This window comes from Flavobacterium sp. NKUCC04_CG (assembly GCF_019345525.1).
Taxonomy (GTDB): domain Bacteria; phylum Bacteroidota; class Bacteroidia; order Flavobacteriales; family Flavobacteriaceae; genus Flavobacterium.
The window spans coordinates 18,341-31,945 of the sequence record NZ_JAHKRA010000016.1; the positions used below are offsets into that span (position 1 = coordinate 18,341).

General features: G+C 38.2%; 7 protein-coding genes. All 7 read left to right on the forward strand.

Annotation, left to right across the window (positions count from 1 at the left end; translation table 11 throughout):
• Nucleotides 1-18: 18 nt before the first annotated feature.
• Nucleotides 19-1,179, forward strand: coding sequence for a 4-hydroxyphenylpyruvate dioxygenase (hppD, locus tag KO524_RS12040; protein ID WP_219294425.1), 1,161 nt, complete (start codon nucleotides 19-21; stop codon nucleotides 1,177-1,179).
• Nucleotides 1,180-1,532: 353 nt separating this feature from the next.
• On the forward strand, nucleotides 1,533-2,309 hold the full coding sequence (locus KO524_RS12045; RefSeq protein WP_219294426.1) for a DUF3108 domain-containing protein: 777 nt from the start codon (nucleotides 1,533-1,535) through the stop codon (nucleotides 2,307-2,309).
• A gap of 7 nt (nucleotides 2,310-2,316) precedes the next feature.
• The gene (locus KO524_RS12050) at nucleotides 2,317-3,252 is read left to right on the forward strand and encodes a tryptophan 2,3-dioxygenase family protein (RefSeq protein ID WP_219294427.1); all 936 of its coding nucleotides are present in this window, start codon (nucleotides 2,317-2,319) and stop codon (nucleotides 3,250-3,252) included.
• Between the two features lie 21 nt (nucleotides 3,253-3,273).
• Complete coding sequence (locus tag KO524_RS12055; protein ID WP_219294428.1) at nucleotides 3,274-4,506, forward strand: peptidoglycan DD-metalloendopeptidase family protein; 1,233 nt, start codon at nucleotides 3,274-3,276, stop codon at nucleotides 4,504-4,506.
• Nucleotides 4,506-6,131: a glucose-6-phosphate isomerase gene (gene pgi / locus KO524_RS12060; RefSeq protein ID WP_219294429.1), complete on the forward strand. Its 1,626-nt coding sequence runs from the start codon at nucleotides 4,506-4,508 to the stop codon at nucleotides 6,129-6,131. Before KO524_RS12055 ends, pgi begins: the two co-directional genes overlap by 1 nt.
• A 100-nt stretch (nucleotides 6,132-6,231) precedes the next feature.
• Nucleotides 6,232-9,090 carry a TonB-dependent receptor gene (locus KO524_RS12065; protein WP_219294430.1) on the forward strand — a complete coding sequence of 953 codons (2,859 nt, stop codon included), beginning with the start codon at nucleotides 6,232-6,234 and terminating at the stop codon, nucleotides 9,088-9,090.
• 544 nt (nucleotides 9,091-9,634) lie between these two features.
• On the forward strand, nucleotides 9,635-13,564 hold the full coding sequence (locus KO524_RS12070; protein WP_219294431.1) for a T9SS type A sorting domain-containing protein: 3,930 nt from the start codon (nucleotides 9,635-9,637) through the stop codon (nucleotides 13,562-13,564).
• The last annotated feature ends 41 nt before the right edge of the window (nucleotides 13,565-13,605 follow it).

Sequence of the window (13,605 nt, forward strand, 5' to 3'; positions counted from 1 at the left end):
TCAAAACAAGAATTTAAAATGAAAAAAGAAGTAAAGTCAGTAGAATTCGGCTTAGAAAAAATATTTGAAGGTGCGCAGGATTTTCTTCCTCTATTTGGAACGGATTATGTGGAGTTTTATGTAGGAAACGCCAAACAAGCGGCTCACTTTTATAAAACGGCTTTTGGTTTTCAATCCCTAGCTTATTCGGGATTAGAAACAGGAGTAAGAGATCGTGCATCGTATGTCTTGGTTCAAGACAAAATTAGAATCGTATTGACTACGCCATTAACAGCTGACTCTCCGCTAAACGACCATATCGTTAAGCATGGTGACGGTATTAAAATCGTTGCTCTTTGGGTAGAAGATGCTAGAAAGTCTTATGAGGAAACAGTAAGCCGTGGAGCTAAATCGTATATGGAACCAACTGTGGAAACAGATGAATTTGGTGAAGTTGTACGTGCTGGTATCTATACCTATGGAGAAACCGTTCACATGTTTGTAGAGCGTAAAAATTATACTGGAACTTTCTTACCGGGATATGTGGAGTGGAAATCGGACTACAATCCAGAACCAGTAGGTTTAAAATACATTGACCACATGGTGGGTAATGTTGGATGGAATGAAATGGATACTTGGGTAAAATGGTACGAAGATGTTATGGGCTTCGTAAACTTCTTGTCTTTTGACGACAAACAAATTCACACAGAGTATTCTGCTTTGATGAGTAAAGTAATGTCAAACGGAAATGGAAGAATTAAATTCCCAATCAACGAACCGGCTGAAGGAGCAAAACGTTCGCAAATTGAAGAATATTTGGATTTCTACGGAGGTCCTGGTATCCAACATATCGCGGTAGCTACAGATGATATCATTACAACAGTTACGCAATTAAGAGCAAGAGGTGTTGAGTTTTTATCTGCACCACCACATTCTTATTATGAAGCTATTCCAGCTCGTTTAGGAGAGCATATGGAAATGATGCATGAAGATATGAATGAATTGGAAAAATTGGCGATCATGATTGATGCCGATGAAGAAGGATATTTATTGCAAATCTTTACCAAACCAGTAGAAGATCGTCCGACACTATTCTTTGAAATAATCCAAAGAATGGGGGCAAGAGGATTTGGAGCAGGTAACTTTAAAGCCTTGTTTGAGTCTATTGAAAGAGAGCAAGAGAAACGAGGAACGCTTTAGTATTCAGTTAATTAATCATAAAAAAACCCATCAAAAAGGCCTTTAAGGTTAAAAAAAAGTTAATTGACATCAATGGTCTTTTATAAATAGAAAAAAATTATACATTTGCACTCGCAAAAATAAGGTCGTCATAAGCCTTGTTGGAGTGTAATAAATTTTTCATAATTTATAGTTTTTTGGTTGGTTAATAGCATAAAAACTCAGTCATTTATTTGGCTGGGTTTTTTTGTTTCTTATTTTTGATAAAAAAATAACACTGTAAAAATTGTTCACTACAATTTGTTTGTATAATATAAACATTTGCTAAGTTTGAATGATTGCAGTTTGCTGTTAAAAATTAAAACCATCTATTTATGAAAAAAATCACACCATTGCTTTTTCTCTTGCTGCTATGTTCTAGCAGTGTATTCGCTCAGCAGAACAAAGCCTTTGCTGCAGGGGAGTTTTTCAAATTCAAAATAACGTATGGTATCGTAAATGCAGGAATAGCCACTATGGAGCTTAAAGAAGTTCAATATGATGGTAAAAAGGCGTTGCACGCTATTGGACACGGATATACTACAGGTGTGACTAAATTCTTTTTTAAAGTAGAAGACGATTATCAGAGCTATTTTAATAAAAACACCAATGAACCTTATCGATTTATCCGAAAGATAAACGAAGGGGGTTATACTAAAAATCAAGAAGGTTTTTTTAATCACGACCGCGGTACGGTTTTGGTTAAAGATTACAAAAATAAAGAAGAAAACACCTATTCCGTAACCGATAATGTGCAAGACATTGTATCTTCGTTTTATTATTTGCGAAACCATCCGAAAATCAATTCTTTGAAATCAGGAGAGTTTTTAGAAATAGATATGTTCTTCGATGGAGAGGTCTTTAAATTTAAGTTAAAGTACCAAGGGAAAGAGGATATACGCACAAAATTTGGTACTATTGAGGCCATGAAATTTACCCCTTATGTTCAGGCAGGAAGGGTCTTTAAAGCAAAAGAAAGTTTAACGGTTTGGGTTTCGGCCGACGAAAACAAAGTGCCCTTGCGTATCAAGGCAAGTTTGGCAGTGGGTTCTCTAAGTGCAGACTTGGAAGAATATCGCGGTTTGAAAAACGAACTCAAAATAAAAAAATAAAGTAAGAATGGAAATCGATCCGAATCTTCAACCTCAAATTGCGGCATTAGAAGAAAAATTTGCTCAGATTGGACAAAAAACACAGACGCATTTAGAAGGTCTTCGCTGGGCCAAACCCATAACCTATTGGGATTATATCCAGACTGATGCCTTACTTAGTTTACAGACGCAACGGAGTACTTTACCAGACGAGATGGTTTTTATCATGTACCATCAAGTCAATGAATTGTTGTTTAAGATGATTCTATGGGAAATGGATCAAATCACCGAAGCACTGGAGATTACTACTGATTTTTTTAGTGATAAATTAATGCGAATTAGCCGTTATTTCGATATGTTGACAACTTCTTTTACCATCATGAAAGACGGTATGGATGTGGATCAATATATGAAGTTTAGAAACACCTTGACGCCTGCTAGTGGTTTTCAAAGTGCGCAATACCGCTTAATCGAATTTGGATCAACGGATTTGATCAACTTAATCGACATCCGTTTTCGTGCAACTATTGATAGAAATACGCCCTACGAACACGCCTTTGAACATTTGTATTGGCAAGCTGCGGGTAAAGATTATAAGACAGGACAAAAATCCTATCTCATTCAAGAGTTTGAGAAAAAGTATAAAGCGTCGTTTATAACGTCGATGAAAAACTATAACAAGACGAATCTTTGGCAAAAGTTTATTCAACTACCCGAAGAAGACCGTCAAAATCCAGAATTGATTGCCGCTATGCGCCATTATGATAAAACGGTCAACATCACTTGGGTGATGGGGCATTTTTATACGGCCAAAAAGTATATCGAAAGCGTTCCGGGTAAACAAGAAGCCACCGGAGGTAGCGATTGGAAAAAATACATGCTTCCGCAATACCAAAGACGAATTTTCTTTCCTGAATTATGGAGCGAAGAAGAATTGAAAAATTGGGGATTAGAAACCATTTAGAAATAGAATAAAACACATATATTGAAGTATTTAGCCTATTTATTGACCTTGTTAGTCGCTTTTTCTTGTAAAAAGGCAGCGGAAACATCGGTCGTGGAACAAACAAAAGGAGATGTAGAGGAAGTTGTAGCAGAAGCCTATGGATTTAATTTAAAAGACATAGAACTCGTTGAAGACACCATTAGAAGTGGTGATAACTTGGGTAAAATTTTGTCTCAGAACAACCTTTCTGCAACGGAAATACATAAAATTATAGAAACGGTAAAGGATTCGATCAATGTGAAAAATATTCGTATTGGTCAACCTTATGCTTTGCTCAAAAGCAAAACCCAACCCCATAAATTGGAAGCTTTGGTTTATCATCCCAATATTATGGGTTATTATGTGATTGATTTAAGAGATAGTGTTCAAGCCTATAAGAAGATTTATCCTGTCACCATTAAAAGGCGTACTGTGGCAGCAACTATAGATGGTTCGCTGTCTGTGAGCTTGCAGAAAGAAGGTGTTGATCAGTCATTGGCGACAAAGATGTCGCAGATTTTTGCTTGGTCGATTGACTTTTTTAAATTGCAGAAAGACGATAAATTTGCTGTAACCATAGAAGAAAAATTTATTAACGACACCACTTATGTGGGTATTGAAAAAATAGAAGCAGCTTATTTCGAATATAGAGGTCGTAAGTTATACGCCTTTCCATATAAAAAACCAGGAGCAAAAGGGGTGGAGTATTTTGATGAAGCGGGGAAACCCATGCGAAGCATGTTTTTAAAAGCGCCTTTAAAGTTTTTTCACATCACCTCACGTTTTACTAACAACCGTTTTCATCCCGTTCAAAAGCGTTGGAAATCACATAACGGTACGGACTATGCTGCTCCAACAGGTACACCAATCATGACTACCGCCTCGGGTGTTGTAGAACGTACGGGATACACCGCTGGAAATGGTAATTTTGTCAAGGTGAGACACAACGGTACCTATTCAACCCAATACCTGCATATGTCCAAAATTTTAGTTAGAAATGGACAAGCGGTACAACAGGGCGATGTTATCGGTAAAGTGGGAAGCACCGGCTTGGCTACCGGACCCCATGTGTGTTATCGCTTCTGGAAAAATGGAGTACAGGTCGATCCACTAAACCAAATGTTGCCGAATTCGGTACCGATGGAAAAAAGAGATTTACCCGCTTATTTAGAGCATATTAAACCGTTGAAAAAAGAATTAGACGAGAAGTTTTTAGAAAAATTTGCTGAATAATGTTTAGAAATACGAATCCTTCTGGGACTTTGGCGTGGCACAATCTTAGAAATCATTTCGAAGAGATGGAGTATGTAAAAATGCAAGATTTGTTTGAAAGTCAAACCGATCGTGTAGCGAAAATGCATGTTTCATGGAACGATTTTTTATTCGATTATTCAAAAAATAAAATCACCGACAAAACCATTACGCTGCTTCTTGATTTGGCACGTGAAATGGGTTTGCCTTCAGCTATTGAAAGTTTGTTTCAAGGCGATAAAATCAACCTAACTGAAAACAGAAGTGTTTTACACACCGCGTTAAGAGATTTTTCTGACCAGCCGATAGTTGTGGATGGGAAAAATGTATTAGAGGAGATAAAAGATGCGCGAAATCGCATAAAAAATTTCAGCAACGCTTTTACTTCTGGAGCATTTAAAGGCAGTACTGCAAAAACCTTTACCGATGTTATCAACATAGGTATCGGTGGTTCTGATTTGGGTCCGCGTATGGTGGTAAACGCTTTAGAGTGTTACCGCAACGCCGTACAAGTTCATTTTATATCCAATGTTGACGACGATCATACCGAGTCTTTATTGCGCAAATTAGACCCAGAAACCACCTTGGTCATCGTGGTTTCCAAAACATTTACCACTCAAGAAACCATCCAAAATGCTCAAAAGGTGAAAAAATGGTTGTTAGAGGGTATAGCAGATTCTAGCTGCGAAAATCATTTTGTAGCGGTGAGTTCTAATGTGGACGAAGCGGTAAAATTTGGTATTTCCCAAAATAATGTTTTTCCGATGTGGGATTATGTTGGCGGACGTTTTTCACTTTGGAGTAGTGTTGGTTTATCGATCAGTTTGGCAGTGGGTTACGACAATTTTGAAAAGCTATTAAAAGGGGCCAATCAAATGGATCAACATTTGAAAACCGCACCTTTGGAAAAAAACATCCCTGTATTAATGGCGATGTTAAGCATTTGGTACAATAATTTTTACGGTTATGAAACCGAAGCGCTAGTGCCTTACTGTCAATTCTTGGAAAAATTTCCTGCTCATTTGCAGCAGATGATTATGGAGAGTAATGGAAAAAATAGAAATAGAGATGGATATCCTGTTAACTACCAAACAGGTACCATTATTTGGGGTGAGGTAGGAGTCAATGCGCAACATGCATTTTTTCAGCTTTTTCACCAAGGGACCAAAATCATACCCGTTGATTTTATAGGATTTGTAAAACCATTTTCAAAAGAAAAGGGCAATCACGACATACTAATGTCAAACTTTTTTGGACAAACAGAAGCTTTACTCAATGGAAAAGTTGGTGTAAACTATCAGAGCGATGCTGCACCAGATTTTCTAAAACCCTATAAAGAATTTGCGGGCAACAAACCGACCAATACTCTTTTAATCGATCAATTGACGCCGGAGAGCCTCGGAAGCTTGATCGCCTTGTATGAACACAAGGTATTTATCCAAGGTTTTATATGGAATATCTTTAGTTTTGATCAATTTGGTGTCGAATATGGAAAAAAGTTGGCTTCGAGCATACAGTCGGAATTAAAAATGCAACAAATCGATAGGCATGATAGTTCAACTCAGTTCTTATTAGAATATTATCTATCAAAACGAGAGTTATTATAAGACAATAATTCAATTAATCGTAAAAGTTAAAGTTCACTTAACGTTGAATGCCCCTGTTTTTGTAATTTTGCAGTGAAAAATAAACTTATCACTTATCAAAATGAAAAACTTGAAGAACTGGATTTTCATGGTCGTATTGATTTTTACGTCCATATCCGCACTTTCACAAAATCAAATTACCGGTAGTGTATTTGATGGAGGCCTTAACAGCGCATTACCCGGAGCGAGTATTGTGGTTAAAGGTACCACTAATGGCACTTCGTCCGATTTAAATGGAAAATTCAACATCAGCACCGCGGCTAACTCGGGGCAATTGGAGATTTCGTTTATCGGATACACTACAAAAACGATTTCCTTTACTATCACTGCTGGAAAAACACTAGACCTAGGTAAAGTGGTTTTATCGGAAGAGGATGGAAACTTATTAGGAGATATTGTTATTATGGGAGTAGCCGATGTGGCGAAAGACCGTAAAACACCAGTAGCGGTTTCGACCATCAAAGCTGCTGAGATTCAACAAAAACTGGGTTCACAAGAATTTCCGGAGATATTAAACACCACACCATCTGTCTTTGCTACTAAAGGTGGTGGAGGATATGGTGATTCTAAAATTAATATCCGTGGATTTGATCAAAAGAACATCGCGGTAATGGTGAACGGTATGCCTATCAACGATATGGAAGGCGGTAGTGTATATTGGTCTAACTGGTCTGGATTAGCTGATGTTACTTCTGCCATGCAGGTTCAAAGAGGTTTGGGGTCATCTAAATTGGCTATTTCTTCTGTTGGAGGAACGATCAATATTTTAACGAGAACGGCCGATGCTAAGGAAGGAGCAATTCTTTCTGCGGGTGTAGGTAACAACGATTATTTTAAAGCTTTAGCTTCTTATTCTACAGGATTATTGGAAAACGGTCTTTCGGCTTCCGTATTATTGTCACAAACAATGGGCGATGGTTATGTTGATGGAACCAAGTTTGAAGGAACAAACTATTATTTTGGTTTAGGATACAGAACTAAAGATGATAGACACAACTTCCAGTTTACTTTTACAGGAGCTACACAATGGCATGATCAAAGAAGTACAAATAGTAGTATTAACGACTATTTACAATACGGATTAGACGGAGAACCAAACCGTAAATACAACGCGGATTCGGGTTATTTAAATGGAAAAGAGTTTTCTTGGAAGAGAAACTACTACCACAAACCGGTGGCGTCTTTTAACTGGGACTTTAAAATCAACGACATCATGAAATTGAGTTCGGTATTTTACGGATCTTGGGGTCGTGGAGGTGGTACTGGTGCCATCGGACAAATCAACAAAGTTAGTGGAGAACGTTCGGCTACTTTTAGAGATGCAAACGGAAATGTTCGTTTTGACGATATCGTAGCTTGGAATCAAGGAGGTCATGTGGCTGATTTTGGCGCTGACAAAGTGATGACTAACGGTAAAAACTTTAACTCTGCTACAAACGGACTTTCTAGAAGATCAAATATTAATTCACACGATTGGTATGGTGCTGTAATTAACTTAAACACCAAAATTTCCAACACCTTGACATGGGATATTGGACTTGATGCAAGAACCTATAAAGGTTACCACTATCAAATCTTAACAGATCTATTGGGCGCTGATGGTTTCGAAGATAAAAGCAATAAGAATTATCCAGGAAGTACTTATGTTTACCAAACATACAATGCAAAGCCTAGCTTCAACCCATTCGAAAGTATGAGTGGTAGAGAAAAAATTGGTTACGACAACGATGGTGAAGTGAACTGGATTGGTGGATTTACCCAATTAGAATACTCTAAAGACAATCTTACAGCTTTTATTCAAGGGGCACTTTCTAACCAATCCTTTAGAAGATTGGATTATTTTAGCTATAATCAAGCAAATCCAAATCCAAAGGATCCAAATTATATCACCGATTGGAAAGATATCGTTGGTGGGAATGTAAAAGGGGGTGTTAACTATAATATCAACCAATTCCACAATGTATTCGCTAATGCAGGATATTACTCGAGACAACCTTATATGAATGGTGGTGTTTATTTAAACAACAAAAATGATATTAACCCAGATTTAAAAAATGAAAAAATCATTGGTTTTGAAGCGGGTTACGGATTGAGAACGAGTAAATTCAATGCCAATGTGAACTTATACAGAACAACTTGGAAAGATAGAATTTTAAGAACTAAAGCTACATTTAAAGATCGTGAAGATGATAAGAAAGAAATTTTCGGATTTGCTAATATGTACGGTGTAGAACAAGTGCATATGGGTGCGGAATTAGATTTTGTTTACTATGCTACAGATTGGGCTACAATTACCGGTTCCTTCTCTTATGGAGACTGGAAATATAAAGGGAATGTAACGGCTACTTATTTGGATGAACAAGACAACAAAGCGATTTTAGGTGATGATGGTAATCCTTTAAAAAATACCTTGTATTTAGATGGTGTTAAAGTAGGAGAAGCGCCACAAACATCAATGAATATCGGAGCTGTAATCAAAGTAGTTAAAGGTTTGAGTGTGGATGGTAATTTTAGATACAACGATCGTTTCTACGCAAACATCAATCCGGAAAACTTTTCGAAAGAAGACCATAAAGGATCTTTGAAATTACCGGCATTCGGATTATTGGATGCAGGGGTATCATATAAAATGGAAGTAGGTAATGCGAAACAAAACGCCTTGAGTTTCCGTTTTAACGTAAACAACGTTTTGGATAAAGTGTATATCTCAGAATCTAGAACAAATAATGTTACGCTTACTGGAGATGAATTTGCTGCTCTTAAAGACAAGAGTGGTGATCCATCAGGGCAAAACAAAACGTTTAAAGGAGACTACAATGCTTATTTAGCAGACGGATTCTATAATGGTGTCGATAAGACTAACGAAGTGTACTTCGGAGTTGGTAGAACTTGGAACTTTACGATGCGTTTCGAATTCTAAAATAAAACAATATCATTGCAAAAGGCTATTCCATTCATTTGGAGTAGCCTTTTTTTGTTGGTTATATAGGTATAGGAGATGGTGACGACGATATCCTCTAAGTTATTCAAACGGCAACTAAAATGGGGATTAATAGATTAAAAATCCAGAGAGATTGCTGCAATTTGTTGTTTTTGGACTTTATAAATCCATATCGGTATTTAAGCGGGTGAATTTGAGTTTAGCAGATTAACACTTTTATAAAAAGATTGCTATTACAACCTTTGCGAAGCGTAGGCTCAGTAAAATGTGAACCTTTGTGGTTTCAGGATATTTTATTTGCAAACGGAGTTTGTAATTTTATTTTATGTGGCTGTACTGCGAATGTTATTGCAAATTATCAGGAAGAAATGCAGGCTTTTTATAGAGTTAATTTAATTAGTGATTAAGTATATTGATGTTAAGTTTTTGGCTATTTGGGGTAAATAGTTAAACTTTAGATAGTTTTTTCATTTTCTGATTATAGATGTATTTTTATTTAATCTTAATAAATACAAAATACAATATGAAAAAAATTACAAGATTAATTTTTTATATATTACTAGCAATGTGGTGTAGTGATACCCTTGTTGCTCAGGAATATATAAGTTTGAATGTCACTTCTGGTCTTAATGCCGATGTCATTGCCAATGGCGTAGGACCTGTTACACAATCGACTACCCAACTGGTGGATTTATATAGTTTTAACTTGCACAGTTTAGATTTTAAAGCGACTGCGTCAGCACCTGCAGCTACAGTAGGTCTGCCAATCGACGGCCGTATTGCTGCGGCAAATGTGCCTGGACTCACTTTTCAATTGCCGTCCTACGATCAGAACAATGTTTTGAAAATGGTGCAATCGGATGTGGTAGCAAGTGTGGTTTTTAGCAATAAAGAAAAAGCCTCAAAAGTTTATCTCTTAGCCACTGCTACCGATGCCGGTTTAACACCTGTTGTCTTTAATGCAGAGCTGATTTTTACCGACAGTACTGCTTTTCTAATTCCTAACTTATCGGTTGCTGATTGGTTCGGGGGACTCATAAGACACACCGCCCTATCGGGTTTTGGACGAGTAAACGCCATTACCGATGAAGTGGAAGCGGTATTTCAAAATCCTAAATTATTTGCCTTAGAGATGCTAGTACCCGAAGAACATTGGTTTAAGGAAATAGACCGGATTGAATTTTCAAAAGTTAGTAATGCAGAAACAGCTTTAAATATTTTTGCAGTTAGTGTTTTAAGTACGCCAGAATGCATTGAGCCTTCATTTTTAGTGGTTGATGAAATTACGGAAAACAGCGCAAGATTGAGTTGGACGTCTCCACTCGAGCTGCCTGCTATGGGGTTTGAGTATGAAATCAGAACAGAAGGACTTCCAGGTAGTGGTCTTCCGGGACTTATAGATTCCGGTGCATTAGCACAAGATTCGACATTTAAACGCTTTATCGGCTTGTCACCATCAACGCCATACGCTGTTTATTTGAGATCCAAATGCAAAAGCACGCTTTTTACAGACTGGACTAATGTAAAGAAATTCCAAACCGTATGTCAGTTTCCAAATATTAGCTTTGAAAATCCAACTATTTGTGGAATCGGCTCTGCGGCATTGGAGGCTCTAACCACATCGGGTACTATAAAATGGTATGCTGATGAGTTTGGAGGAGAGCCACTCCATATCGGTGGAAATTTTCAAACACCAATTTTAAGTGATACGCAATCCTATTGGTTTTCGTCCGAATTGGACGGCACTATAGAAGGGCATGGTGGAGCTCCTTTTGCAGGGACTGATGCTACACCCTTTACGGAAGTCGGTATGGGAATTATTTTTGATATAGCAGAACCGGTTTTCTTAGAAAGTGTTGACATCTATTCGACTACTGAGGGTACTTTAGATATTATGATTGTAGATGAAAGTGGGAGCGAAATTTATTCGACTGGTGACGTTCAAATTGTCGTCTATGATTCACTCAGACCCAATGTGATCCCGTTGAATTTTGAAATTCAGGCGGGTACAGCTTACCGTATGCAGGTTAAAAGTCAGTCTAATCTACAGTTATTGCGCCAATTCTCCGTTCGTTACCCCGTTTTAGATGAACAGCAAGTTTTAACGTTGACTTCAGCAGCATATTGGGGTAATCCCACAAGCTGGTTATATCTATATTTTTACAACATAAAATACGTAAAAGGATGTCGGTCTGCCAGGCAACAAGTTGTAGTAACTGTTAATGCAGCGCCAGAATTAACGCTAAGTCAAGATGCTTTATTTGTTTGTGGCGGATCTGAAAGTGAACGCATCATAGTTGTTGACGGTATGGATGCCTTCGATTCCTACGAATGGTTTCCGAATACAGCTGTTTCAGGAGACCCTCAAAACGGTTGGACTTTTACGGGTACAACGAATCAAGTCTATACCTTGACAGCTCAACAATCAAGCGGGCAGCATTGTACTGCGGTCAAGAAGGTATTGGTTCAGCCTGTTCCAGAACCGGCCGTTACTTATCTTCCAGAAGAAGCTATCGATTCGGTCTGTGTCCATTCAATTGTTCCTTTACAAATAGTGACTGCTGCTACAGAAAATCAGGTTGAAGTTGGTGATGAAGTACCTACTCATTTTCAAGATGTTTTATCTGCTTTTAATAATTTTGGTAACCTGACTCAGCTACAGTTGTTGTTTACTGCTGAGGAATTGCGGAGTTTGGGAATGAGAAGCGGACCTATCAACTCCATAGCGTTTTATGTGAGTAGTTTGGGAGGTAGTAATAGCAATGCAGATTATACGGTAAAAATAGCGACTACCCAACAGACAAAATTTGAAAATCGCAATTTTCTATCCGATAGCTTAAGAACGGTTTATTATAGAGACATACACGTGCATACCGCTTCGGGTTGGCAAGAAATTGTTTTTGACGAGGTTTTTAACTGGGACGGTATGCAGAACTTACTTATAGAACTTACCCACCAGGGGAACAACAGCTTTTCAAGCGCGAATACACACTTTTCCTTAACTGCGGAAAATCAGCTTGCCTACAGCTCTAACAATGGAGGTGTAAGGCTTTCCAAAGAGCGATTTAATATAAAGTTCAAACAGATTTACCCACTTCATTTGGAATGGGTAACAACAGCGGGTAATTTATATATAGATGCCGGCGCAACAATTCCGTATGTACGCGAAAACCAAGTAGATAGAGTGTATTATAAACCACAAGTAGCCGGACTCCATGAGGTTTTGGCTTATAGTAATATAGGAGGTTGTAGCCTGAGTAAAACCTTTTATATAAATGCTTTTTTAACGCCACTACCCGAAGTAGAAGCGGTTCAAAGTTTTTGTGCGCAGGCACAAATATCAGATTTAATAGTAGTGGGACAAGATATAAAATGGTACCGAACACCCGAAGGAGGTAATCCGCTTCAAGGAAATTCCCTTTTAGTAGCAGGAGATTATTATGTTACTCAAAGCCTAGATGGTTGTGAATCGGAAAGAGTAGCAGTGCCGGTAACTGTATTTGCAGCGGTGCCTAATCCACAAGTACAAAATCAGAATTTCTGCTCATCGGCTACTCGAGTTTCGGATTTAGTAGCTAATACACTGGAAGGAGCTGCTGTTAACTGGTATCAAACACAACATGGGGGTCAGGCCTTAACGCTAAACCAAGTGTTAACCACCGGTTTGTATTATGTGTCGCAAACCGTAGGTGAATGCGAGTCAGAACGGGTTCGATTTGGCGTTGCTGTAGTTGATAATTTAGTTGCTCCTGAAGCAGACCACCAAAATTTCTGCGGGCAAGCTACGGTTTCTCAGCTTCAAGTGAATCTATTGCCTGAAATGACAGCAAAATGGTACCGACAAGAAAGTGAAGGAGCGGTCTTAAACGCTGATGATTTGTTGGAAAGCGGCTGGTACTTTGTAAGCCAATCCATTTACGGCTGTGAATCGCCTAGACATAGGGTAGAAGTGCGGCTAAATGAAATTCCGCAAAAACCAACAGCTGATGCGCTGCAGCGATTTGAAGGAAGCGCCGTGATTCATGACCTGGTTACAGATCAAGAGGGTGTGGTTTGGTTCGATTCTTTGGCAGACGCTATCGAAAATAGAAACAGTTTGGATTCTGAAACACTTTTAATCGATAGTGCCACCTATTACGGCATAGTGATTTCTGCTGAAGGATGTTGGAGTGAGCCTATAGCTGTAACGGTCAAAATCACTTTGGGAATCCCTGATTTCGAAGGTAAACAGCCTCAATACTATCCAAATCCAGTCCGTGATGTTTTGACCGTGTCTCATCATGAAATCATAACTAGAATAGCGGTTTATTCCATCAATGGAAGTTTTCTATTTGGTGAAAATTATGCACAGCAGCAGGTAACACTAGCCATGAACGGGCTACCCAAAGCCACTTATCTGATTCGTGTTTATACCAAGACTGGAACTCAAATAATCAAAGTGATTAAAAATTGATGAAGTGCTGTTGATAGGCTATATGGCCGGTATTGACTTCG